The following is a 23,094-nucleotide window of genomic DNA, read 5'->3' on the forward strand; positions in this document are numbered from 1 at the left end:
CCGCAGGGGGCGGCCGACCGGCCCGGACGACCCCGCGTGGTCCAGGCGGAATCGCCCGACGGTCCTGGTCAGCCGACCGCGTCGAGCAGGAGCCCGGCGGCCATCCTCGCCCCGTCGGTGCGGATCGTGCCGGCCACGGCGGCCGCTCGTGCGCGGGCCTCGGGGGTCAAGGCCGTCCGGAGCGCGGCCGACAGGGACTCGACGGTCGGGGTCGGACCGTCGTGGGCCGCGCCGATGCCCAGGTCGGCCACCCGGCCCGCCCAGTACGGCTGATCCCCGGCTCCCTGGGGCACCACCACCTGAGGTGTGCCGGCCCCGGCGGCGGTCGTCGTCGTACCCGCGCTGCCGTGGTGCACGACGGCGGCCGCCCGGCGGAACAGCGCCTGGTGGTTGACCTCTCCGACGACGAAGCAGTCGTCCCGGTCGTCGATCAGGTCCAGGCCGGCCCAGCCGCGGAAGACGACCGCCCGGCGGCCCTGCGCACGGATCGCCTCGACGGACACGCGGGCGACGTCCTGCGGGGCGCCCAGGGGCGTGCTGCCGAAGCCCACGTAGACCGGTGCGGGTCCGGCGTCCAGGAAAGCCGCCAACGCGTCGGGCAGCGGACGTTCGTCGGTCACGGTCCACGCGCCGGTCTGCACCACGTCGAGGTCCGTCGGCCGCCACGGGGACAGGACGGGGTCCGTGGCCAGCCACGGCCGGCGGGTGAAGGCGTAGTCGCGGATGTTGTCCACCGGCGGCAGGCCGGCCGACGCCCGGTGCGTGTTGAGCACCTCGCCGAACATCGTGTGCGCGATCCGGGCGTCTTCGTCCCACAGCACCCGGTGGTCCACCGTCTCCGGCGGCACCGGCCGGCCACGCCGTACGGGCGGCCGGCGGTAGGGCGACGGCAGGCTGACCGGCTGGTGGCTCGCGTGCACGTAGCGGATGCCCAGCATCTCGGCCACCGACCGCGCGCCGGCCGCGACCGGCAGCGGGCCGGTCACCACCAGCGCATCACACCCCTCGGCCGCCGCGGCGACCGTGTCGAACTGGGCGGTCATCAACTCGGCCGCACGCTGCGCCAGTCCCACCGCCGACCCCGGGGTCACCGAGCCCACCAGCGCGCGCACCGGCCGACCCATCGGCACCGTCTCCACACCGAACTCGGCCAGCCGCTTCGCGAACTCCTCGTCCGGCGGCGCGCACACCCGCACCTGCGCGCCCGACTCCCGCAGCTGCTCCGCGAGTCCGGCCATCGGTTCGACGCTCCCGCGCGACCCGTACGTCGACAACAACACACGCATTCCGTACGCCCACTTCCGCAGATTCGGCTCAGGTCGGTGATTCTGCGTCACGACCCGGGTCTTGCCGCAAGCCCCCCGAGGCGCTATACGTTGAGAGTGGAAAGGAGCGGGTAACTCCCCTTTCCCTCATGGTCCGCAGTGGCGGACGCCCTTCCCCTCGCGAAGTCGTGGCGCACTCCTGCGCAGGATCAGCGCCTGCCCCGGAGGCCGGCGAGGAGTGACCAGGGCCTGCGGCTCCCCCGTCACCCTGCGGTGCGGCGGGCGCCGCCGCCGGGGAGCCGGCCTGGCGTGCGTCCAGCGCCGCGGTCATCTCCGAGCGGCGCACCTCGACGTCGTCCGGGGTCTGCGCGTCGAACCGGCCACCGCCGTCGGCCGTGGACAACTCCAGCGCCGCGGTGCGGCCGCCGGCGCCCGCCCTCCCGCCGCGGGGATCCGGAGATCCCCAGCTCCCCGACGGCTTGGGCTCCTCTCCTCGTCCGGACCGCATCCGCGCACCCCCGGCCTGGCTTACATCCCCCGCCGTCGGGCAGGCGCCCCCTGCGAAGACCCGCGGCGGCCCGGCCCGAGACGTCTAGGAGCGCCATGAACACCTCACACCCCCCGGTCTCACACCCGCTGGCCCTCGTCACCGGCGCCTCCAGCGGCATCGGTCTCGAACTGGCTCTCGAGTTCGCCCGCCACGGATACGACCTGGCCGTCACCGCCGAGGACGAACTCCTCGACGACGCGGTGGCCCGGCTGCGGGCGCACGGCGCCCGGGTCCACTCGGTCAAAACCGACCTGGCGACCTCGGAGGGCGTGGAGACCTTGCTGACCGAGCTGCGCACGCTGGGCCGGCCGGTGAGCGCCGCCGTCCTGAACGCGGGGATCGGGCGTGGCGGTGCCTTCCTGGAGACGGACCTCGCGTATCTGTCCCGCGTCATCGACCTCAACGTCTCCTCGACCGTGTATCTGGCTCACCGGCTGCTGAGCGGCATGGTCCGGCGGGGGGAGGGGCGGATGCTCATCGTCGCGTCGGTCGCCGCCGAGATCCCCGGGCCGTATCACGCGGTGTACAACGCCTCCAAGGCGTTCCTGGAGTCCTTCGCCGAGGCCCTGCACAGTGAGCTCAAGGATTCCGGCGTGTCCGTCACGGCGCTGATGCCCGGTGCCACCGACACCCGGTTCTTCGTGCGTGCGGGCCTGCTCGACACCCGTCTCGGCCGCGGGGTCAAGGACGATCCCGCGCTGGTGGCGCGCCAGGGGTACCGAGCGCTCATGAGCTGCCGGACCCGGAAGGTCGCGGGATCCCTCCGGACCCGGGCCCAGCATTCGGTGACCCGCCTCCTGCCCATGGGCGCACGCGCGACCCTGCACCGCCGCTGGGCGCAGCCGCACGGCAGCCGGAGCCACCTGTAGGCGCCGGGAGCAGCAAAGCGCGGGGCCGACGCTGTCACGGGGTCAGTGCGGCGAGGAGTCGACGGGCCTTTCCGAGGGAGCGCGGTCGAGGCGGGTCTCGCCAGGGGTTCTTCTCGAGGAGCTGGTCGGCGGTGGTGAGGGTCCAGCGGCGTGCGGTCAGTTCGGGATCGTCGAGATCGGCCCAGGACAGCGGGGCGGCCACGGGGGCGCCGGGGAGGGCGCGGACGGCGTAGGGCGCGACGGCGGTCTGGGCGTAGGCGTTGCGCTGGATGTCCAGGTAGAGGCGGCCGCGTCGGGCCTTCTTCCTGGGCTCGGTGGTGAGCCGGTCGGGAAGGCGGGCGGCGAGGAGTTCGGCGGCGTCGCGGGCGAAGGACCGTACGTCGTCGAAGGGCGCCCGGCGGTCGAGGGCCACCACGACGTGCAGGCCCCGCGATCCTGTGGTCATGACCGTGGACGGCAGCTCCAGCTCCTCCAGCAGTGCGTGGAGCGCGTGCGCCGCTTCGCGCACCGGGCCGAAGTCTTCGCCGGGAGGGTCGAGGTCGAAGACCAGCCGGTCGGGATGATCGGGCCGGTCGGCCCTGGACAGGAAGCGGTGAGGGGTGATGCACGCCTGGCCGGCGAGGTAGAGCAGGCTGGCGGCGTCGTCGCAGAGGGCGTAGGTGACGGAGCCGTCCTGCTTGGGCAGGTCGGCGCGGTGGATCCAGTCCGGGAAGTGGTCCGGCAGATCCTTCTGCATGAAGGCCGGGCCGTCGATGCCGTCCGGATGGCGTTCCAGCATCAGGGGTCGGCCCCGCAGGTGGGGCAGCATCCGGGAGGCCACCGTGCGGTAGTACCGGGCGAGGTCGGCCTTGGTGATGCCGTCCCCGGGGAAGAGGATCTTCTCCGGGCGGCTGATGTCGACGGTGTGCCGGCCGGCCCGTATGTGCTCGGGCCGTGCCGGCCGCTGCTTCGTCGGATGCTCTTTCGTCGAGTGCCGCTTCGTCGAGTGCTGTTTCGTCGAGTGCTGTTTCGTCGACTGTTGCTTCACTGTCATCGGCTCCTCCGGCCGGTTGTTCGAGGACCAGCTTGCGGTTGTGGTGTGCAGTCGTCATGGCGCCCGGCGCCTTCCCCTGCCGTCACGCGCCTGCCGCTGGAGGCCCGGGAGGGCGCCTCCAGGGCAGGCGCCGTGACGGCAGGGGGACCGTCTTCTCCTACCCCTGGGTCGCCGCGTGCGCTCCGACGGCCTGCCGGTACGCCACGTGGCCGCCCAGGGCCCCGGTGAGGGCGACCGCCGTCAGTCCTCCCCACGACCAGAGACGTCCCTTCACGGAGCGACCGCGCAGGCGCGCCGTGAGGGAGACCGCGTAACAGCCGACCGCGACCACGTTCGAGAGGGCGTGCGCCAGGCCGACGCGGGCCTGCTCGGGTGGCAGGTCGGCCCAGTCGGCCCAGCCCGCGATCGCGGCCGGAGCCACACCCGCCAGGCCGACGGCCGTCAGAGTGGTGGCCGCGTGCTGCGCCCCCGGTACGACCTCCAGTACCGCGGCCGAGAGCCAGCAACCGATCGGTACCTGCACCAGCACGGGGTGCAGGGGATGGCCCAGCGGCCTGCCCCGGAGCAGATCGCGTACGTCGCCCAGCGGGAGCGACCGGATTCCCTTCTGCAGAACCCGGATCGCCGGGTCGGCCACCGTGGTCCGTTCGAGCCGGTCCAGGGCCGTCAGCCACCGCGTTGACGCGGCATCCAGGACGGGGGTGACCTGCGTGGGCGTGTCGAGCGAGTTTGCGTTCATGCACGTCGCCTACCCGGCTTCAGGCCTCCGTCCCACGCTGGTGTCGGCCGAACGGGCGACCGCGTCGGCGGTCACCGGACCGGACCCGAGGGGATGGAGGAAGTCGTTTTCCGCTCTGGTGAAACCGGAATCGCAAATCGTATGATGAGGACATGCAGTCGACCGAGTCCCGTTCCAGCTGGACGTTCGTCACGAACCACGCCCGGATCCTCGCCCTGATCGTGCGCGACCCGGAGATCCGGCTGCGGGACATGGCCACGGCGTGCGGGCTGACCGAGCGCGCGGCGCAGGCCATCGTGACCGACCTGGAGAGCGCCGGCTACCTGACCCGGACCCGCCACGGCCGGCGCAACCACTACCGGGTCACACCCGGCACCCTCTTCCGCCACCCGGCCGAGGGTCGGCGAGAGATCGCCGACCTCCTGGGGCTGCTGGCCGGTCTCGGCCCGGGGACGGAGGAGACGGCCACCCGCTCCGACCGAGGGGGCGGTGAACCGTGACCAGGATCCAGACACGGCCCTGAAGGGAGAAAGGCCATGATCGCCCCCTTCGAGCGCGCGCCCGTGGCAGCCGCGGGCCTCGACGGCGCCTCCGTGCACCGCCCCACCCTCACCGTGGAGGTCGAGCCCGGCCCCGAGCGGATGCTGGCCCGGGTACGCGGCGAGATCGACCTTGACCACGTGAGCGCCCTGAGGCAAGACCTCCTCGCGGCGCTGGAGGCCGGCGGGACGGGTCTCGACCTCGACCTGTCCGCCGTCACCTTCTGCGACAGCTCAGGTGGGCACCTTTTCCTGGCACTGGACGCCCTGGCCACCGAGACCGGCAAGACCCTCGTCCTGACCGCGGTCAGCCACCGCGTCGCCCGCCTCCTGGAGATCACCGAAGCCGGGCGGCTGCTCACCTTCCGTGAGTCGTCTCCGCGGCGAGCCGGCTCGGGTCCCGCACAGCGCGGCGCGACACCACCCCCGTCCCCCGGACGGAGCAGTGCGGGCCCTCGATGACCGTCGGCCGCACCGGGCGTGTCCGGGGACGGGCACACCGGCGGTGCGTCCGGGCCGGGACCGGACAGGACCGGCCGGAGTGGCGGTGACCACGGGCCGGCCGGGCCTGCGTGCGCGGCCCCGCGGGGCCCTGCGTGCCGCGGTCGCCGGGCATGCGGGCGGACCGCCGGGGTGCGGAGCGGCCGTCGCCCGCCAACCATGGACGACGTACCCATCCGACCCGCTGCCATCAGGAGCACCACCATGCTGAAGCGCACGCTGCGCAAGGACCGCACCGAGGTCACCTTCGTCCTCCCCGCCGACATCCCGCCCGGCCCGGTCAGCGTGGTGGGCGACTTCAACGACTGGCAGCCCGGAGCCCACCCCCTGAAGCCGCGCAAGGGCGGCGAGCGCTCCGTCACCGTCGAGCTGGCCGGCGAGCGCACGTACTCCTTCCGCTACCTGGCCGCCGGGGACTACTGGTTCAACGACGACACGGCGGGCGACCAGGACGGTCCCAACAGCAGGCTCCACACCTGACCCCCCGCCCGCACCGCTCCCGGCCCCGCCGGGAGCACGGTCCACGTGGCCGGCACCGTCGACGGCCTCTCCGTGGGCCGCTCCCCCGCCGGCGAGGATCGGCGTGGACCTCCCGCTCCTGAGGCGGTTGCCGGGGACGAGCCCGGGTAGCCGGTGGTTGACGGAGGCTCCGTCGAACCGCGGCGGACACCCGGCCGTGACGGCGCCTCCGCCAACGCAGACAGGGAGGCTTCCATGATCTCGGTATCCATTTCCCTCATCCCGACCGCCGAAGGCCAATTGCTGATCCCCGCCGCCGAGGTCACCTCTCTGCTGCGCTGTCTGGCGGCCGACTGGCTGGGGTCACCCGCATCCGGGGAGGGGCCGGACGTGCCCGCGGCAGTCGACGAGGCGGCGGGCGCCATCAACCAGCTCGCCGATCAAATCGATGCCGAGTGCATCGCCTGCGCCGGTGAACCCGGCATCGACCGGCCCGAATGACCGGTTCGCCGTTCTCCTGCCCGGGCCCCCCGTCCGGGCAGGTTTCCCATGAGCCCGTGGATGTGGTGAAGGTCCCGGACTCCTCGGCCTTGTGAAGATCCTCGTCTCGTCGACCTGGTAAAGGTCCCGGTTCCCTCGGCCCTGTAAGAGGTCTCGGTCTCGTCGGCCTGGTGCATATCGGCGCCTTCCGGTCGAAGGCGTCGGGGCGGCCCGTCGGTTTCCTTCCGGCGGGCCGCTTCTGTGTGCCTGCGCACTTCCTGCGCCCGCCGCGTCTTCGTCAGGGCCGCGACTCGGGGGGAGAGGTCCGTCACACCGCCATGCCCCGGCCGTTGGGCGGCCACGTCCGCCGACCTCGGCAAGCGCGCCGTTTCCGGGCTTTCGGGCCCGCCGCGCAAGTGCCGCGAAATGGTACAAGTCGCCCATACGTCGCATTCAACTGGTTTACCTTTATATGCCCCTTGATGGTGTGTCAGGCACAAACGTGCGAGGCATAATCGGGCCCGGTCGTCTCCGGAATGTGGTGGAGCCATCGGGGCACCGACTCCCCCTCGGCGGACTTCCGCACCGGACCGATCCTCAAGGCGTTCTCGATGTCCCTGGCCAGCCGCACCCGCCTCGCGGCCCTGCTCGCCGCACTCACCGTCGGCGCCGCCGGAGTCACGACCTGGGCCTACGGATACGGGAGCGCGCAGGAGCCGGCGGCCCCCGAGGCGGTCCTGCGCCCGAGTGTGACCGAGGGCACGGTCCTCCAGGTCGTCGCACATCCCGACGACGACCTGTTCTTCATGAACCCCGACGTGAGCCGCTCCATATCCAAGGGCGTCAAGGTCGCCACCGTCTACCTGACCGCCGGCGAGTCCGACGGCAGGAACGAGGCCCACAGCCCGCACCTGACGGACCCCGAGCAGCCCGCCGACCACGCCGCCTACGCGGAAGCCCGGCAGAACGGCATACGGGCCGCCTACGCGCAGATGGCCACCGGCGACCGGACCAGCGCCTGGCAGCGCAAGTCCGTGCCCACCGTCGGCGGGGGCAGCGCCGAGGTGGACGTCCTCGTCGCCAGGCCCGAGGTCAACCTGGTGTGGATGCAGCTGCGCGAAGCCCGCAGCATTTCCGGCGACAATCCGGACAGCCTCCGCGGCCTGTGGGACGGCAGGGTCTCCGCCCTGGGCGCCCAGCTGGCCTCCGGGACGCCGGTGAAGCCGTGGTTCTCGTACACCAGGGAGCAGGCCGTGGACGCCATCGCGGAGGTCTTCGCGATGTACCGGCCGACCACGATACGGACGCAGGACCCGACGCCCGGCCGGTCGCAGGGCGGCAGCGGCTTCCTCGACCACCAGGACCACATGTACGGCGCCCGCTTCGTGCAGGCCGCGGCCGAACGCTATGCGAAGTCCGCGGACCGGCCGCACTTCGCGGTCCAGAACTACGTGAGCTACCCCAACAGCTCCCTGCCCCCGACACTCGACCCGCAGGCGGCCGAGGAGAAGCTCGGGTACCTCAAGACCTACGCCTGGACGGACCACCAGGACTGGTGCGGCAGCCCCGCCGGGTGCGGCGACCGCAAGACCGCGACCCGGCCCGCGGGGGCGGGATGGAGCCAGACCATCCGCTACAGCCGGGGCGACGGCACCTCTTGGCTGGCCGAGGGCTCCTCCGGCAGGCTGTCGGCCTTCGCGGTCCTGGACGGCCGGATGGCCTACTGGTCGCGCAGCGGGCCCAAGGCGCCGTGGCAGGGGCCCCGGTTCCTCCCCGGCTCCGGGTTCGACACGGGCGCGACGGCGGTCCGGCTCCCCGACGGCAGGATCGCCGTCTTCGGCACCCGCACCACCCTGGGCGCCGTACCCGAGGAGTACGGGCGCGGCCTCGTGTACGCCGTCCAGGCGGCGCCCGACGGCGCCTTCGGCCCGTGGCAGTCGCTGGGCACCCCGGACACGGACGACATATCCGGCACCTCGGCGATCAGTGCCCCGTCCGTCGCCGTGGACCGCACGGGCCGCATGACCGTGTACGTACGCGATTCCGGGCGTAGCCTGCGCGCCCGTACCCAGGCGGCCCCCGACGGCGCCTTCGGCGCGTGGCAGGCCCTGGGCGGCGCCGGACTCCAGGGCGAGCCGGTCACCGCGACCGACGGGGCGGGGCGGCGCCACGTGTACGCGGCCACGGCCCGGACCGTGCTGGCGTGGGTCCAGCCGTCACCGGACGCCCCGCTCAGCGGCCCCTTCCCGACCGGGCTGCCCGCGACCACCGGTCCGCTGTCGGCGAGCCCGCAGGACGACGGCGTCCGCCTGTACTTCCGCCGCCCCGGCACGGGCACCGTCTGTACGAGCCTGGCCACCGCGGGCGGGACCGCGCCGGCGTTCTCCCCGGTCGCCGAGGCGGGCGGCGAGGGCGGCTACGGCGCCGTCGGCGTCGCGGGCCGGCTGCTCGCCGGGCGCGCGGGCGCGGGCACGGTCGGCGTGTCCGGCCCCGGCGACGGGCCGTCCTGGTACGAGTCCCAGATGCTCTTCACGGGCGCACCGGCGGCCGTGGCCGCACCGGACGGCACGGCCCTCGCCGCAGCCCTCGGCCTGGACGCCGGCCTGCACATCACGACGGCTCCCCCGACCGGATCCGAGCCGCTCGGCAGCCTCCCGCCGTCCGCCCCGTGGCACCGGGCGATTCCGCCCTCCACGACCGCGCAGGCCGGACGCGCGGGCTCCGGGTGGCAGGGCTGACCGGCGCGGGCGACGATGGCGGCCGGACCACGTCGGTGCCCGGCCGAGGCCGGCTCCCGACCACCTGACCGGCGATCGGGGCTCCCATGACCGCTTGCACCACCGGGCGCGCTTGCATATCCGGGCGCGGGCGCCCGGGAACGGTCCGCGCCGTGGCCTGCCTCGCCGTGCTGATGACCATGGCCACCGGGTGCAGGAACGACACCGCACCGGCCTGGGGGTACCCGGAGCTCGGGGCGACCCTGGGATCGCTGTCCCGGGCCCTCGAGGAAGGGTGCGCCGGGACCGACCCCGAGCGCTGCGCCGGCCACCTCGACCGGCTCGACGCCCTGGCGGGGCGGGCCTTCGCCGAGATCCTCGACCACCGGCTGCTGGACGACGCGTACGTCGGTGCCAGGATCGAGGTGGACCGGGCGAGGACACGCCGCCTCGCGGCCGCGGCACGGGCGCGGTCACTCCGTGATCCGCACCACCTGCCCCTCGCGCGGGCGGTGGCGGCCGAACGGCTCGCCTATCGGCACCTCCTGACCGCATTGAAGAGGGTCCGCACCGCTCCCCCGCCGGGTGACGGGACACGGCCCGTCTGAGACCTGCACCGCCTCCCGGTGCACACCACGGCGCCCTCGCAGGGGGAGCCGCTACGGCGTCAGGGGCGGGGTGGGGAGTTCCGTGCCGTCGAGGGCCACGAGGGACAGGACGGCGATCGAGCCCGTCCACGCCAGGGGGGCGACCGAGGAGGGCCGCCCCGCCTTGTCCACCTTCTCCGGCAGCTCGCCGAGCGAGTTCCGCTTGGAGAGGACCCAGTCCAGGACCTGTCCGGCCTTCGCCGGCTTACCCGTGGAGGCCCACGCGAGCGCGAAGAACGTCGTACTGGGCGTCCAGGCGGTCGCGCCCCAGGGCGCCGAGGAGTCGTTTCCGGGGGTCAGCCCTCCATTGGGCAGGAGCAGCGCCCGGTACGTGGAGTCCAGGGCCTCGGTCAGGCCGGCGGGGGCCGCGTTGAACGGGGGCGCCATGAACGCCACCGCGCTGTCGCGCCCGTGCCGTCCGTCGACGGTGCGCTGGTATCCCAGGGGGTCGAACCGCGCGGAGATCCCGGAGGAGAGCCGGCGCGCGGCCCGGGCCCAGCGCGCCGCGTCGTCCGGCCGGTCCGTCTCCCGGGCGAGGTCCGCGGAGGCGTTCAGCCCGGCGAGCAGCGGCGCGGCCGTACCGATGTTCGAGGTGGACGTCATCAGCTCCCAGTAGTCCGGGGAGGCCGGGGGCAGCCCGTCCGCCCGCAGGGTGCGCGCCGCGTGGTCGGCGGCCTTGCGGACCATCGGGTAGAGGCCGGCCAGCCGGGCCCGGCGGGTGGCCTGGGGGGCCGTCCGGTACCACTGCCAGGTGGCCCAGGGGACCCAGCCGTTGGCGTCGAGCTGCCACCGCCTGCCGTCGGGCGGGCTGGATCCGTCGAGCTCCGTCCGCGCCTCCCAGGTGCCGTCCTTGCGCTGGGTCGCAGCGCTGTAGCGCAGGATCCGGTAGGCCTCGGCGTCATGGCCGGTGTGCGCGAACGCGGCGGAGGCGAAGCTGGAGTCGCGGGGCCAGGAGTACTTCCAGCCGGGACTCCACCCCGCCGCCATGGCGCCGTTGGGCCGGAGCAGGGCGCGCATGGCCAGGAGGGCCCGCTCGGCCGCCGCGCGCTGGGCCGGCGATCTGCCCGGGACCCGCCCGGAGGCCAGCCAGGCGCGGCTCTGCGCGATCTGCCGCCGCGCCGGCGGATGGTTTGGGGCGACCACGGCCGCCGCCTTCCCGGCGGCGGGAAGGTACATCCACCGGCCGGACGCCAGCCGCAGGACGTTGCTCCGCTCGACGTACCGGGCGCCCTTGGCGACGGACGGCGGAACTCCCTCGGCGGTGGTCGTGTTGGCCAGGAGACCGACGGTGGGGGCGGCGACCATCGACTGCGGCGCGTGATGACGCGCGGCCTCGGCACGGCTCTGGTGGCCCGCGGGCCGGACGGGCGCCGGCCGCGCCGCGCCGGTGTGCCGCCCGGCATGGCCGCCCGCGGTGCACACCGGAACGGCGACGCTCGCCAGGACCGCCGTGACGACCGCCCAACGGCCGAGCAGGGTACGGGGCATCGCCACTCCCTCCGCAGGGCCTGCGGACGCGCGGACCTGGATTCCCCATCCTGGAAGAGCCGTGCGGAGCCTGCCACGGCACACCCGCCGCCCGGGTGAGCAGGGGGTTCCCGAGGACGGGTGGCGGCACCCGTCCTGGCGCACCCGGGATGCCGGTGGCGGCGGACCGTGCACATCATGGGTGTTCGCGGGCCCTGCGGTCCTCGCGGGCGGCGGGCTCGCCGGCCGCCCGTCAGGCGGGCCCCGTTGTGAAGGGGTGGTGAATGAGCACTGCTGCGATCGGGGGCGAGGACGTCCTGACCCCTTCCCCCCCGGTGGACCGGGAACCCGGCGGCCGCCCGCTCCTGCGCAGGCTCCTCCCCGTGGTCGGAGCGACGCTCGTCGCGGCGGCCGGAGCCCTGATCGCCGTCGGATGCTTCCTCGGCCTGTACGTGCGGCCCGCGTCCGACGACTGGTGCGCCGCGTGGAAGTCCCGGGACCTCGGCGTCCTCGGCATCACGTCCGACTTCTACACGACCCAGAACGGCAGGATCGCCAACGCCCTCCTGAGCGGAATCGTCTACGGCGACGGACTGGCCGGGACCAAGATCCTGCCGACGGTCATCGCCGTCTCGTTCACCGCCGGACTGGTCCTGCTGGGGCGCGACTTCATACGGTTCCTCGGCGGCAGACCCCGGGTGCTGGTGCTGACCGCCTGCGCCCTGGTCGTGCAGGCGCTGCTCTACTTCGCGGGCACCCACGGCTATCAGGTGCTGCTGTGGGCCCCCGCCACGATCTCCCACACCCTTCCGAGCGTCATCGGCCTCTGGGCGCTCCTGCTGGCCGTCCGGACCGTCCGCCGGCCCCGCACCGCCGTCCGCGTGGCCGGGTTCGCCTCGGCGTTCCTCATCGCCTTCGGACTCGGCACCCTGAGCGAGCCGTTCGCGCTCGTCAGCGGGCTGCTCGCCGCCGGGGTCGGGCTGCTCTCCCTGCCCCGCCTGCGCCTGGCGCGGAACTGGCGTCCGTTCACCTGGTGCATGCTCTGGTGCTCCGGCCTCGTGAGCGGTCTGGTGGTCCTCTACACCTCCCCGGGGGCCCGGTGGCGCCGGGCCCAGCAGCCGGACCGGGCATCCGTGCTCTCGGCGGACGAACTCGGGGCCACCTGGGAGGACTGGCTTCACATGTGGGACTCCGTCACCGGCCAGTGGGCCTACCTCGGAGCCGCAGCCGTCGGCGTCCTCCTGGGCCTGGCCTGCGGGTTCCGCGGGCCCGGGGCCGGGAAGCGGGAGCCGCGGCGGACCGTCCCGCGCAGCGTGCTGACCGCCGTGCTGCTGCTCCCGGTGCCCGTGGTGCTCCTGGGGTCGTTCGCGGTGGTGGTGGGCCTGCGCAGCGGCTACGGACCGAGCGGATGGACGTACGCCCGTACGTGGACGAGCTATCTCGTACCGATGGAGCTGGCGCTGTGCGGCTACGGCGCACTCCTCGGCGCGTGGGGCGGCCGGTGGCTCTCGGCCCGTCGTACCGGCGACGCGCTCCTCGTGACCGGAAGCGTGGCGGCGGGCTGCCTCGCGCTGGCCTCGGTGGCCGTTCTCGTCCCGGACGTCCAGCGGCTCACGACCACCACGGTGGCCCGTTCCGTGGCCTGGGACGCCCAGAACGCCCGCATCCGGGCCGAGGCGGCGCGGGGCGCCAGGGACGTGGGGTACCGGCCCCTGTACATCGGCGGTCTCGCCGAGCCCTTCTTCACGCGGAGCTACGAGCGGGACTGGGTCGCCGCGTGCGTGTCGAAGTGGTACGGCGTCGACCGGATCCACCGTCGCTGAGCGAGCCGCCGACCTGCGACCGCGCCCTCCGCGCGCGCGAACACCGCAGCTGGGCCATCCTGTCTGAATGCGCCGCCCAACACTGCGGCCGCGCGGCACGGCGACGTACGTGGAGGCGATCTCCGCATGACCGAAGGCTCGATTCCCTACATGTCCGGGGCACGGGTCACCGTCCTGGGTGTACAGCCCGGTGACCCGCCGTTCCGCATCGTGGAGATCGACGGCGAGATGGTCAGCACCGCCACGTCCATGACGGACGTGATCCTGACCGCCGCGTCCGCCGGCATCACGATTCACGACCTGGACGACCCGGGCGAGGTCCGGTGGGTCGGCGGCGGCAGGTTCCACTGGGGCGCCCACTGACGGCCCGGCGGCACGCGCACAGGGCGCCGGCCGCAGCGCCGCCACTCGATGCGCCGACCGTGCGGGCGTAGGCTTCGCTCAGCATGGACGGGGCAGGGGGACGGGGCATATGACGGCGCAGACGGAACAGAGGTGGGGGGCGACCCTCGATTCGGTCGTGGTGTACGCGCAGGGCGCGGTCTGCCGCCGCCTGGCACGGGGCATCGTGCCCTCTGACGGCCGGGTACGGGTGACGGGGCTGCCCCGCTCACTGGATCCGGGCTCGCTGCGGGCCCGAGTGGTGGGCGCCCCCGGGGTGCGCGTCACCGAGGCCCGTGTGGAAGTCGAGGCCGGACCGCCCGGCACGGACACGCCCGACGCGGTGCGGCGCGAGGTCGAACGGCTGAGCGACGCGTACGCGGCGGCGCTGGGCCGCCGGGACCGGCAGCTGAGCCGGATCGAGGAGGTCAGGGCGCTCCACCCGGTCCCCCCCGAGCGCAGCCCCGAGGACCCGCACCGCCGCACCCCGGTCGATGCGTGGCTGGACCTCGCCGAGTTCGTCGACGAGCGCCTGAGCGGGCTGCACGCCCGCCTCGTCGAGCTGGAGGAGGCGCTGCGCGACGTCGGGCACGAGCTCGCCGTCGCCTCCGACCGGCTCGCCCGCGCGTCCACCGACGTACCGTCAGCGCACGTGGAGACCACGGTCAGCGCGGCCTTGACCCTCGACGGCGCCGGTGACACCGAGGTGGAGCTGGAACTGGAGTATGGGGTGCCGGGCGCCGTCTGGGTGCCGGCGTACCGGCTCACTCATCGTCAGGGGGACGGCGGCGGCCGCCTGGTGTTGCGCGCCTCGGTCGCCCAGCGGACCGGCGAGGACTGGACCGGTGTCCGCATCGCCCTGGCCACCGCCGATCTCCGGCGCCGCACCGACCTGCCGAAGCTCCGCTCGATCCGCATCGGACGCCGCCAGCCCGCCCCCGCGCCCTCCGGCTGGCGCGAGGCTCCGCCCGGGCTCGCCGACCTGTTCTCCGGTTACGAGGCGGCCGGCCCGCGCCCTGCCCCGACTTCGGCACCCACAGCCGTCGGCGCCGCCTCCCCACGCCTGGCAGCCGCGGGCGGCCCCCCGCCCGGTCCCGTTCCGCCACCGCCGCCTCCCCCGCCGCCGGCACCGCAGGGCTACGGTGGTCCTCCGACCGCGTTCCCGATGCCCGGAGGTGTCGACGGCCGCTCCCCGGACCCGTACGGCGGAGCGATGCCCGCCCTCGCACCGCAGGCCACCTCGGCACCGGCCGCCAGGCCGCGCAGCGGCGCCGGGTCCTTCGCGGGTGCCCCCGCCCCCATGGCACCCGGGGCTCCTGCGGCTTCCGGCCGGGCCGTGTCGCCACCCCCTCCGGCACCGGTGACCGGTCCCCCGCGGCCGAGCGGCGCCGAACTCGACTACGCCGGCCTCGTCCTGTGCGGCCCCGACGAGCGGGGCGGCCGCAGGGGCCGGCTGTTCCCCGGCTCCCCCTCCGACCCGGTGGCGGCCGAGCACCGCCGCCGCGCCGAGGCGGTGGCCGCGCTGCCGCTGCCCGGGCGGGCCGTGCGGCCGCGCGAGTCGGCGGGTTCCTTCGACCACCGCTTCGACGCCGCCGCCCGCGCCGACGTGCCCTCGGACGGTACGTGGCACACCGTGACCGTCGCCGAGATCCCCGTCGGCCTGCGCACCGAATACCTCTGCGTGCCGTCCGCCGAGCAGACCGTGTACGCGACGCTGGTGCTCTCCAACGCCACCGACCAGGCCCTGCTGGCCGGCCCGGTGGAGGTCGTCGTCGACGACGACTTCCTGCTGACCGCCGCACTGCCCACGCTCGCCCCCGGCGGGGTCCGCCGGGTGGGGCTCGGGCCGGCCGAGGGCATCCGGGTCACCCGCCGTACGAACGTGCGCGAGTCGACCTCCGGCCTGCGCAACAACGTCACCGTGCTCGACCACCGCGTCCACGTGGAGCTGGCGAACCGGCTCGCACGGTCCGTCACCGTCGAGGTCCGCGAGCGGGTGCCGGTCACCTCCGATCCGGACGTCCGGATCGAGGAACGGACGGACTGGACGGCGCCCGAGGAGGGCACGGGCCCCGAGCACCATGCCCCCGGTACCCGCGTCTGGCGGCTGGAGCTGCCCGCGGGCGCCACCGCCGCCCTCGACGGCGGCTACGAGATCCGCATCCCGACCGGCAAGGCCCTGGCCGGCGGCAACCGCAGGAGCTGAAGCACCCATGTCCACGGCCCCTCAGCCGATCGCCCTCCCCGTCACCGCCGTCACGTGCCTCGAGGACCGCGCCCACGTCGAGCGCGCCGTCGTGCTCGACCTGGAGGCGGGTGTCCAGCGACTGCGTCTCGGGCCGGTCAGTGCGCTGGCCGTCGACCGGACCCTCCATGCCGAGCTCACCGCCGCTTCCCCCACGACCGTGCTCGACGTGCGGATCGTCCGCAGCTGGACGCCGCGCGGACCACTGCCGTCCGCCGACGAGGACTCCGCCCTGCGCCACCGCGTGCACGCCCTCGAAGAGGAGCGGCTGGCCCTCGGGCGACGACGCGACCGACTGCACGCACGCCTCGCGCTGCTCGGACGCCTCGCAGCCGACCTGCTGCGCGAGATCGGCGAGGGCGCCGGCTCCGGGGAGACCGAACGGACCCGCTGGGCCCGCGAACTGGACCGGGTGGACGACGAACGCGACACGCACGGCGAGCAACTGCGCACCGTGGAGGCCCGGCTGACCACCCTCGCCGCGGAACTCCGCGAAGTCCAGCAGGCCGTGCACCTCTCCGAGGAGGAGCCCGCCGAGCTGGTCGGCCACATCGAGCTGACCGTGGAGGCCGCTGCCGCGGGGCCGGCCGAGCTGCGCCTGAGCCACCTCACCCCCTGCGCGCTGTGGCGGCCCGCCTACCGGGCGGTGCTCGACGGCGACGCCCTGACGCTGGAGACCGAGGCGGTGGTCTGGCAGCGCACCGGTGAGGACTGGTCGGACGTACGGCTGACCTTGTCCACCGCCCGCTCGGCGCTGGCCACCGAGCCGCCACGGCTGGGTGAGGACCGGCTGACGCTCCAGGACCGCTCGGCGGCAGAGCGCCGCACCGTCGACGTCGAGCTGCGCGAGGAGGAGATCGGCGCCCTCGGTCCGGCCCCGGTGCTCGGCCTGCCGGGAGTGGACGACGGCGGCGAGGCGCGCGTACTGCACTCACCCGCGCCGGTCTCCGTGCCCGGGGACGGCCGCGCCCACCGCGTGCCGATCTCCGCCTTCACCACGGCCGCGAGCAGCGAGTACGCCTGCTCGCCCGAGGTGTCGACGCTGGTCACGCAGGTGGTGCGGTTCGGCAACCGGTCCGGTCACGCGCTGCTCGCCGGGCCGGTGGACCTGGTCCGGGGCAGCGGATTCAGCGGCCGCGGCACGCTGGACTTCACCGCTCCGGGTGCCCTCGTCGAGCTCGCCTTCGGCAGCTGCGACGACCACGCGGTGGTCCGGGAGACCGAGGAGTCCCGCGACTCCGCCGGAATCACGCAGCGGACCGTGGTCACCCGCACGGTCCGGCTGCACCTGTCCCGGTTCTCCGCCCCCGGGGAGCAGGGCGACCGGGTGATCGTCCTCCGCGAACGGATCCCGGTCTCCGAGGTGTCGGCGGTGGAGGTACGCCTGCGGAAGGACGTCTGCTCCCCGATGCCCGAGGAGGTCGACGCCGAAGGCATCGTCCGCTGGGACATCGCCGTCCCGCCCGGCGGCCAGCGCACGGTCACCCTGGTCTACGAACTGTCGGCGAGCGCGAAGGTCGCCGGGCTCTGAGCTCGGCGGTCCGCCCGCCTCCGCGTCTTCGTGAACCGATCCGCTCCCGCCTGTCACCCCGTCACCCCGCTCCGGCAAGGATGATCATCGGACGATTTCACCGATGCCGCCTTTTCCCGCACCCCTCACCGACCGCTGAATTCGCCACGATCGGGCCCCGTAGCAAATGTCTCCGGACTTCTCCTGCCGGTTATGCGGCGGCGCCCTGCGTGTTCTCGTAGCGGTGCGCTCTGCGGTGCGCGACCATACGGACGCCGATGCGCGATCGAGATCGGCATCGTTCGTGAGGATGGGTCACACCGAGACAGGAAGAAGGACAGACGTGTCCGGCAGCGAAAGCGAGAACCCAGCAATCCCCGCCCCGGCCCCTGCGCCGACCCGCCCCAGGACGAACCGGGACTGGTGGCCGAATCAGCTGGATCTCCAGGTTCTCCACCAGCACTCGCCCCAGTCCAATCCGATGGGCGAGGACTTCGATTACGCGGAAGAGTTCGCGACCCTGGACGTCGACGCGCTGAAGCGGGACGTCTTCGAGGTGATGACGGCGTCACAGGACTGGTGGCCCGCCGACTACGGCCACTACGGGCCCCTCTTCATCCGGATGAGCTGGCACGCGGCGGGAACGTACCGCATCGCCGACGGCCGGGGCGGTGGCGGATCCGGCGCCCAGCGCTTCGCCCCCCTCAACAGCTGGCCGGACAATGCGAGCCTGGACAAGGCGCGCCGTTTGCTCTGGCCGGTCAAGCAGAAGTACGGCCGGAAGATCTCATGGGCCGACCTCCTGGTATTCGCCGGTAACTGCGCCATGGAATCGATGGGGTTCAAGACGTTCGGATTCGGCTTCGGTCGAGAGGACATCTGGGAACCCGAGGAAATCTTCTGGGGGCCCGAGGACACCTGGCTCGGAGATGAGCGTTACAGCGGCGACAGGGAACTCACCGGTCCTTTCGGCGCCGTGCAGATGGGACTGATCTACGTCAATCCGGAAGGACCTAACGGCAACCCGGATCCGCTTGCCGCCGCCCGGGACATTCGAGAGACGTTCGCGCGCATGGCGATGAACGACGAGGAGACGGCCGCGCTCATCATCGGCGGCCACACGTTCGGCAAGTGCCACGGTGCGGTCGACCCCGAGTACGTCGGTCCGGAACCGGAGGCCTGCCCCGTCGAGCAGCAGGGCCTCGGCTGGCGGAACTCGCACGGCAGCGGCAAGGGCGCCGACACGATCACCAGCGGGCTTGAGGGCGCGTGGACCTCCGAGCCGACGAAGTGGGACAACGGGTACCTGGACAACCTGTTCCGCTACGACTGGGAGCTCACGAGGAGCCCGGCCGGTGCGCAGCAGTGGACCCCCAAGGACCCGTCGGCCCAGGGCACGGTGCCCGACGCCCACGACCCTTCGAAGCGGCATGCCCCCATGATGCTGACGACGGACCTCGCGCTGAAGCTGGATCCGGTCTACGCGCCGATCTCGAAGAGCTTCCACGAGAACCCGGACAAGCTCGCGGACGCCTTCGCCAGGGCCTGGTACAAGCTGCTGCACCGCGACATGGGACCGCTCTCGCGCTACCTCGGCCCGTGGGTCCCCGAGCCGCAGCTGTGGCAGGACCCCGTCCCCCCGGTCGATCACGAACTGGTCGGGGACGCGGAGATCGCCGACCTCAAGGGCAGGATCCTGGCCTCGGGACTGTCCGTCTCCTCTCTTGTCACGACCGCCTGGGCGTCGGCCGCGAGCTTCCGCGGCACCGACAAGCGGGGCGGGGCCAACGGGGCGCGGATCAGGCTCGCGCCGCAGAAGGACTGGGAGGTCAATGCCGTGCCCGAGGTGGCCGAGGTCGTGCGGACCCTCGAGGGGATCCAGCAGGACTTCAACTCCTCACAGGCCGGCGGGAGGAAGGTTTCGCTCGCCGACCTGATCGTCCTGGGCGGGTGCGCGGCCGTCGAGCAGGCCGCGAAGAACGCCGGGCACGACGTCACGGTCCCGTTCGCACCGGGGCGCACGGACGCCTCGCAGGAGCAGACCGACGTGGAGACGTTCGCGGTACTCGAACCCAGGGCGGACGGGTTCCGCAACTACCTGCAGGCGGGCGAGAAGTTGTCGCCGGAGACCCTCCTGCTGGACCGCGCCAACCTGCTGACGCTGACCGCACCCGAGATGACGGTGCTGACCGGCGGCATGCGCGCCCTGAACACCGGCTTCAAGCAGTCCCGGCACGGGCTCTTCACGCAGCGGCCGGAGGCACTGACCAACGACTTCTTCGTCAACCTGCTCGACATGGGCACGGAGTGGAAGGTGTCGACGTCGGACGAGAACGTGTTCGAAGGCCGGGACCCCTCCACGGGCGAGGTCAAGTGGACCGCCACCGCCGTCGACCTCGTCTTCGGCGCACACTCCCAGCTGCGGGCCGTCGCGGAGGTCTACGCGTCCAAGGACGCGGGAGAGAAGTTCGTGCGTGACTTCGTGGCGGCTTGGGACAGGGTGATGACCCTCGACAGGTTCGACCTCACCTGATCCGCCACCCCGGTCGGCCGCTCCCCGGCCGACCGGGGCCGTCATCGGCGGAAGTACCGAGGCCGACGCACCGAGGCCGACGTACCTAGACGGACGTACCGAGGCGGACGGGGGTGGCGTCGGCGCAACGGGTCCAGCGCGCGAGGGTCTCCCGATGGGAACCGGTCGCCGTGGAACCGGCCACCGCCGTGGCGGCCTCCGGGGTGCACGGCGTTCCAGAGCGGGTCAGGAGGACCAGAGGCCACGCGGGCGCGCCGTCGGCGTCTGCCTCCCCGTCGAAGGCGTACCAGTCCCAAGGACCGTCGAACCGCCAGGCCCGCCCTGCGGCGTCGGCGACTTCGTCGCCCGGCTGGAGGAACGAGTAGGGCCGGAACAGCAGGTCGAAAGTGAAGGGGACTCCGTTGTCCGGGTGCAGCTCGTAGCCGAGGCCGTTGAGATGGCTGTCGTCCGGAACCTCACGGCAGGACAGGCCGCGGGGCAGCACCACTACGGACGAACGTGGACGGGGCAGCCAACCCGTCTCCTGCGGGGGATCGAAGTGCTCGACGGCGGTCACGTGCACGACGGTCGGCGGAACACCCACCCTGCACACGTCGCCTGCCTCCAGATACTCGGGCGCCGGGTCGGTGCGGAAGACCTCCATCTCGTCCCAGACACAGGTGCGTGCGTCGACCCCCAGTGCGACGATCCCGTTCCAGTGGATGAACTCGCTTGCCGGGTCCACCTGCCACCACGGCCATTCCAGCGCCAGACAGTCCCATTTCAGACGCTCCACCCGCGTCTCCTCGAACGGGCAGGCGATCGACAGCACATCGCCCACGCGGAACCCCGTGTCATCCTGCACGACCTCAGGCTAAGGGCTGCCTCCGTCACCACATCCGAAGGGTCAGGGGCAGGCCTCTTCGAGCTTCACCGTGCCGAAGTCGAGCCGGGTGTCCGTGCCGGCCTTCGTTCCGGCGGCCGGCGTCTGGCTGCAGACCTTCCAGTTCCGGTCGAGGACCTGGTTCCGCTTCTTGCCGAGGGAGTCGTGCGAGGTGAGCAGGTAGAAGCCCTGGGCCTGGGCACCGTCCTGGGCGGTCTGGAGCACCTGGCCGACGAAGTCGGGGACCGCCACGGTGGCCCCGGCCGACCTGACCGGCGACGGGGGCGGGGGCGCCTTCGGAGGCGCACCGGCGCTGCTGCTCCCCGCGGCGGGGGCGGACGGTGCTGCGGGCGCCGTGGTGGCGGGCTTGGTGTCGGTCGCGGGTGTGCCGGCCACCGGGCCGCACGCGGTGAGGGCGAGAAGTCCGGCGGCGGCGAGCAGGGAGGCGACGTGGTGGGTGCGCATCGCGCCATGCTTGCCGGGTTCGTGATGCCGGGTAGGGCCTGTGACCGACCTGTGACGCATGCACGCCGAGGCCCAGCCGAGCGCCGGGGGTGGATCCGGTAGCGGTCCGGCCGGCGTCGCCGGTTCAGGGCAGGAGCGCCGTGGCCTGTCGGCGGGCCTCGGCGAGCCAGGCCGCGCGTTCTTCGCCGGTGGAGTCGGTGACCGTGCGGAAGACGACCCGGCGTACGTCGGCGACGCCTGTGTACGGCAGGACGCATGCCGACCAGATCCTCTGCAGCGGGTCGCCGAACTCGGTCTCCTCACGGTCGGCGGGCGTGTCGGAGGTGTTCAGGACGAGGGCCTTGCCGGCCTTGAGAAGCCCTGCGGGCTCGCCGTCCGCGGTGCCCAGTTTGTAGGCGACGCCCGGCACGAGCACGCGCTGCACCCAGCCGGCCAGGACGGCGGGCGGCATCCCCCACCAGTTCGGGTGGACGAACACCATGGCGTCGAGGGTCGCCACCTCGGTCCGGTGAAGCGCCACTTGCGGGTCGGGGGGCCGTGGCGCCGACCGGACTGTCTCCGTCTCCACGGCGGACAGCAGCGGTGGAAATCCTTCCGCGTACAGGTCGTGCGCCAGCACGTCGCACCCCCGCCCGCGCAGCTCCTCCACGACCGCATCGGATACGGCGTGGTTGAAGCTCCCCGGCCTCGGGTGTGCGAGATACACCCCTATGCGCATGATCCGTCCCCCGTCCACACCAGCCGTCATCGGCCACTGATCCGTTCGCGTTCAGCATGGCCGACGCGCGCGTCCCGGGTCAGCCCTTTTCGTGAGGCGGCGTCGCTCAGCTCGCCGCCCAGCCCGTGTAGAAGAGCCCGAGGCCGACGAGGACGCAGATCCCCTGGATGGTCCAGAAGCGGACCACGACCAGGACTTCGGACCAGCCTTTGAGTTCGAAGTGATGCTGCAGCGGCGCCATCTTGAACACCCGCTTGCCGGTCATCTTGAACGAGCCGACCTGGATGACCACCGACAGGGTGATCAGGACGAACAGGCCGCCCAACACGGCCAGCAGCAGCTGCGTACGCGAGCAGATGGCCAGGCCGGCCAGGGCGCCGCCGAGGGCGAGTGACCCGGTGTCGCCCATGAAGATCTTGGCAGGTGAGGTGTTCCACCACAGGAACCCGAAACACGCGCCCATGAGCGCGGCGGCGACGACGGCCAGGTCCAGCGGGTCGCGGACCTCCATGCAGGAGCCGGGGTCGGCCATCGTCGTCGCGTTGGCACACGATTTCTGGAACTGCCACAGGCCGATGAAGGTGTACCCGCCGAAGACCATGACCGAGGCGCCGGTCGCCAGACCGTCCAGACCGTCCGTCAGGTTCACCCCGTTCGACATGGCCAGGATCATGAACAGCGCCCACACGACGAACAGCACCGGCCCGATGGTCCAGCCGAAGTCGGTGACGAACGACAGCCTCAGGGAGGCCGGGGTCTGGCCGCGCTCGTCCGCGAACTGGACGGCCAGCACGGCGAACAGGGTGCCGACGATCAGCTGGCCGGACATCTTCGCCCCGGCCCGCAGGCCCAGCGAACGCCGCTTCACGATCTTGATGTAGTCGTCCAGGAATCCCACGACGCCCATGCCCGCCATCAAGAACAGCACCAGCAGACCCGGATAGGTCACGCGCTCGCCGGTGATGACCTTGGTCAGGGCGTAGGCGGCGAGCGTGGCCAGGATGAAGGAGATGCCGCCCATCGTCGGCGTGCCCTTCTTCCCGGCGTGGCCGCGGGGGCCGTCGTCCCGGATGAACTGCCCGTACCCCTTGCGAGCCAGCAGCCTGATCAGCAGCGGGGTGCCGATCAGGGTCAGAAGGAGGCCTATGGCCCCGGCGAACAGGATCTGGTTCATCGGACGGCTGTCTCCCCCTCGGCTACGTTTCCGCAGGGGCCTGCTTCGCCGGTCCTGACGACGGCCCCGGCCAACACCCTATGCAGGTGTGCCGGGTTGGCCTCGTGGGGGCTGCCC

The 23,094-nt window shown here is 73.1% G+C and carries 20 protein-coding genes; 12 read left to right on the forward strand and 8 right to left on the reverse strand.

All coding sequences use genetic code 11. The features are described from left to right. Nucleotides 1-68: 68 nt before the first annotated feature. Nucleotides 69-1,286 carry a glycosyltransferase gene (locus ACWGIF_RS16295; RefSeq protein WP_453497184.1) on the reverse strand — a complete coding sequence of 406 codons (1,218 nt, stop codon included), beginning with the start codon at nt 1,284-1,286 and terminating at the stop codon, nt 69-71. Nucleotides 1,287-1,868: 582 nt separating this feature from the next. On the opposite strand from ACWGIF_RS16295, the gene ACWGIF_RS16300 reads away from it, so the two are divergent. Beyond that, nucleotides 1,869-2,684, forward strand: a complete 816-nt coding sequence (locus ACWGIF_RS16300; RefSeq protein ID WP_453497187.1) for an SDR family NAD(P)-dependent oxidoreductase — start codon at nt 1,869-1,871, stop codon at nt 2,682-2,684. Nucleotides 2,685-2,718: 34 nt separating this feature from the next. On the opposite strand, the gene ligD is transcribed toward ACWGIF_RS16300, so the two are convergent. Both ligD and ACWGIF_RS16310 read right to left on the reverse strand, forming a co-directional pair. Beyond that, complete coding sequence (ligD, locus tag ACWGIF_RS16305) at nt 2,719-3,717, reverse strand: non-homologous end-joining DNA ligase (RefSeq protein WP_453497189.1); 999 nt, start codon at nt 3,715-3,717, stop codon at nt 2,719-2,721. 157 nt (nt 3,718-3,874) lie between these two features. Continuing rightward, nucleotides 3,875-4,456, reverse strand: coding sequence for a DUF2231 domain-containing protein (locus ACWGIF_RS16310; protein ID WP_453497192.1), 582 nt, complete (start codon nt 4,454-4,456; stop codon nt 3,875-3,877). Nucleotides 4,457-4,608: 152 nt separating this feature from the next. Between ACWGIF_RS16310 and ACWGIF_RS16315 the strand changes: the two genes are divergently transcribed. The 6 genes from ACWGIF_RS16315 (at nt 4,609) to ACWGIF_RS16340 (ending at nt 9,760) form a co-directional block, all read left to right on the forward strand. Further along, nucleotides 4,609-4,956, forward strand: a complete 348-nt coding sequence (locus ACWGIF_RS16315) for a helix-turn-helix transcriptional regulator (RefSeq protein ID WP_453497195.1) — start codon at nt 4,609-4,611, stop codon at nt 4,954-4,956. Nucleotides 4,957-4,992: 36 nt separating this feature from the next. Continuing rightward, entirely contained in the window at nt 4,993-5,457 is a 465-nt protein-coding gene (locus ACWGIF_RS16320) for an STAS domain-containing protein (RefSeq protein ID WP_453497198.1), read from the forward strand. A gap of 243 nt (nt 5,458-5,700) precedes the next feature. Continuing rightward, nucleotides 5,701-5,976 carry an isoamylase early set domain-containing protein gene (locus ACWGIF_RS16325; RefSeq protein ID WP_326592701.1) on the forward strand — a complete coding sequence of 92 codons (276 nt, stop codon included), beginning with the start codon at nt 5,701-5,703 and terminating at the stop codon, nt 5,974-5,976. Between the two features lie 234 nt (nt 5,977-6,210). After that, nucleotides 6,211-6,456 carry a DUF6213 family protein gene (locus tag ACWGIF_RS16330; RefSeq protein WP_453497202.1) on the forward strand — a complete coding sequence of 82 codons (246 nt, stop codon included), beginning with the start codon at nt 6,211-6,213 and terminating at the stop codon, nt 6,454-6,456. 590 nt (nt 6,457-7,046) lie between these two features. Then, entirely contained in the window at nt 7,047-9,173 is a 2,127-nt protein-coding gene (locus tag ACWGIF_RS16335) for a PIG-L family deacetylase (RefSeq protein ID WP_453497205.1), read from the forward strand. Nucleotides 9,174-9,325: 152 nt separating this feature from the next. Continuing rightward, nucleotides 9,326-9,760, forward strand: a complete 435-nt coding sequence (locus tag ACWGIF_RS16340; protein WP_453497208.1) for a hypothetical protein — start codon at nt 9,326-9,328, stop codon at nt 9,758-9,760. Nucleotides 9,761-9,811: 51 nt separating this feature from the next. Here the strand turns inward: ACWGIF_RS16340 and ACWGIF_RS16345 are convergent, their stop codons facing one another. After that, nucleotides 9,812-11,287 (reverse strand): hypothetical protein, encoded by a 1,476-nt coding sequence (locus tag ACWGIF_RS16345; RefSeq protein WP_453497211.1) that lies wholly within the window; start codon nt 11,285-11,287, stop codon nt 9,812-9,814. A gap of 263 nt (nt 11,288-11,550) precedes the next feature. On the opposite strand from ACWGIF_RS16345, the gene ACWGIF_RS16350 reads away from it, so the two are divergent. The 5 genes from ACWGIF_RS16350 to katG all read left to right on the forward strand — a co-directional run bounded on the left by ACWGIF_RS16350 (nt 11,551) and on the right by katG (nt 19,758). Beyond that, nucleotides 11,551-13,089 (forward strand): hypothetical protein, encoded by a 1,539-nt coding sequence (locus tag ACWGIF_RS16350; protein ID WP_453497214.1) that lies wholly within the window; start codon nt 11,551-11,553, stop codon nt 13,087-13,089. A gap of 126 nt (nt 13,090-13,215) precedes the next feature. Continuing rightward, entirely contained in the window at nt 13,216-13,452 is a 237-nt protein-coding gene (locus ACWGIF_RS16355) for a hypothetical protein (RefSeq protein ID WP_453497217.1), read from the forward strand. A gap of 109 nt (nt 13,453-13,561) precedes the next feature. Beyond that, nucleotides 13,562-15,676: a DUF4139 domain-containing protein gene (locus tag ACWGIF_RS16360; protein ID WP_453497220.1), complete on the forward strand. Its 2,115-nt coding sequence runs from the start codon at nt 13,562-13,564 to the stop codon at nt 15,674-15,676. A gap of 7 nt (nt 15,677-15,683) precedes the next feature. Next, nucleotides 15,684-17,246 (forward strand): mucoidy inhibitor MuiA family protein, encoded by a 1,563-nt coding sequence (locus tag ACWGIF_RS16365; protein WP_453497223.1) that lies wholly within the window; start codon nt 15,684-15,686, stop codon nt 17,244-17,246. A gap of 289 nt (nt 17,247-17,535) precedes the next feature. Then, entirely contained in the window at nt 17,536-19,758 is a 2,223-nt protein-coding gene (katG, locus tag ACWGIF_RS16370) for a catalase/peroxidase HPI (RefSeq protein ID WP_453497226.1), read from the forward strand. Between the two features lie 85 nt (nt 19,759-19,843). On the opposite strand, the gene ACWGIF_RS16375 is transcribed toward katG, so the two are convergent. From ACWGIF_RS16375 to mraY, 4 genes are all read right to left on the reverse strand, one after another. Further along, complete coding sequence (locus tag ACWGIF_RS16375) at nt 19,844-20,602, reverse strand: hypothetical protein (RefSeq protein ID WP_453497229.1); 759 nt, start codon at nt 20,600-20,602, stop codon at nt 19,844-19,846. A 42-nt stretch (nt 20,603-20,644) separates the two neighbouring features. Then, the gene (locus ACWGIF_RS16380; RefSeq protein ID WP_453497232.1) at nt 20,645-21,085 is read right to left on the reverse strand and encodes a hypothetical protein; all 441 of its coding nucleotides are present in this window, start codon (nt 21,083-21,085) and stop codon (nt 20,645-20,647) included. Between the two features lie 124 nt (nt 21,086-21,209). Further along, nucleotides 21,210-21,833 (reverse strand): NAD(P)H-dependent oxidoreductase, encoded by a 624-nt coding sequence (locus ACWGIF_RS16385; RefSeq protein ID WP_453497234.1) that lies wholly within the window; start codon nt 21,831-21,833, stop codon nt 21,210-21,212. A 76-nt stretch (nt 21,834-21,909) separates the two neighbouring features. Then, nucleotides 21,910-22,977 carry a phospho-N-acetylmuramoyl-pentapeptide-transferase gene (gene mraY / locus ACWGIF_RS16390; protein ID WP_453497237.1) on the reverse strand — a complete coding sequence of 356 codons (1,068 nt, stop codon included), beginning with the start codon at nt 22,975-22,977 and terminating at the stop codon, nt 21,910-21,912. Nucleotides 22,978-23,094: the final 117 nt, after the last annotated feature.

The organism is Streptomyces sp. NPDC054849 (assembly GCF_053610945.1).

Excerpts from the sequence above, each read along its gene's own strand:
- ACWGIF_RS16295 (WP_453497184.1), bottom strand. The coding sequence starts at position 1,286 with ATGCGTGTGTTGTTGTCGACGTACGGGTCGCGCGGGAGCGTCGAACCG.
- ACWGIF_RS16300 (WP_453497187.1), top strand. The coding sequence starts at position 1,869 with ATGAACACCTCACACCCCCCGGTCTCACACCCGCTGGCCCTCGTCACC.
- ligD (WP_453497189.1), bottom strand. The coding sequence starts at position 3,717 with ATGACAGTGAAGCAACAGTCGACGAAACAGCACTCGACGAAACAGCAC.
- ACWGIF_RS16310 (WP_453497192.1), bottom strand. The coding sequence starts at position 4,456 with ATGAACGCAAACTCGCTCGACACGCCCACGCAGGTCACCCCCGTCCTG.
- ACWGIF_RS16315 (WP_453497195.1), top strand. The coding sequence starts at position 4,609 with ATGCAGTCGACCGAGTCCCGTTCCAGCTGGACGTTCGTCACGAACCAC.
- ACWGIF_RS16320 (WP_453497198.1), top strand. The coding sequence starts at position 4,993 with ATGATCGCCCCCTTCGAGCGCGCGCCCGTGGCAGCCGCGGGCCTCGAC.
- ACWGIF_RS16325 (WP_326592701.1), top strand. The coding sequence starts at position 5,701 with ATGCTGAAGCGCACGCTGCGCAAGGACCGCACCGAGGTCACCTTCGTC.
- ACWGIF_RS16330 (WP_453497202.1), top strand. The coding sequence starts at position 6,211 with ATGATCTCGGTATCCATTTCCCTCATCCCGACCGCCGAAGGCCAATTG.
- ACWGIF_RS16335 (WP_453497205.1), top strand. The coding sequence starts at position 7,047 with ATGTCCCTGGCCAGCCGCACCCGCCTCGCGGCCCTGCTCGCCGCACTC.
- ACWGIF_RS16345 (WP_453497211.1), bottom strand. The coding sequence starts at position 11,287 with ATGCCCCGTACCCTGCTCGGCCGTTGGGCGGTCGTCACGGCGGTCCTG.
- ACWGIF_RS16350 (WP_453497214.1), top strand. The coding sequence starts at position 11,551 with ATGAGCACTGCTGCGATCGGGGGCGAGGACGTCCTGACCCCTTCCCCC.
- ACWGIF_RS16355 (WP_453497217.1), top strand. The coding sequence starts at position 13,216 with ATGACCGAAGGCTCGATTCCCTACATGTCCGGGGCACGGGTCACCGTC.
- ACWGIF_RS16360 (WP_453497220.1), top strand. The coding sequence starts at position 13,562 with ATGACGGCGCAGACGGAACAGAGGTGGGGGGCGACCCTCGATTCGGTC.
- ACWGIF_RS16365 (WP_453497223.1), top strand. The coding sequence starts at position 15,684 with ATGTCCACGGCCCCTCAGCCGATCGCCCTCCCCGTCACCGCCGTCACG.
- katG (WP_453497226.1), top strand. The coding sequence starts at position 17,536 with ATGGGTCACACCGAGACAGGAAGAAGGACAGACGTGTCCGGCAGCGAA.
- ACWGIF_RS16380 (WP_453497232.1), bottom strand. The coding sequence starts at position 21,085 with ATGCGCACCCACCACGTCGCCTCCCTGCTCGCCGCCGCCGGACTTCTC.
- ACWGIF_RS16385 (WP_453497234.1), bottom strand. The coding sequence starts at position 21,833 with ATGACGGCTGGTGTGGACGGGGGACGGATCATGCGCATAGGGGTGTAT.
- mraY (WP_453497237.1), bottom strand. The coding sequence starts at position 22,977 with ATGAACCAGATCCTGTTCGCCGGGGCCATAGGCCTCCTTCTGACCCTG.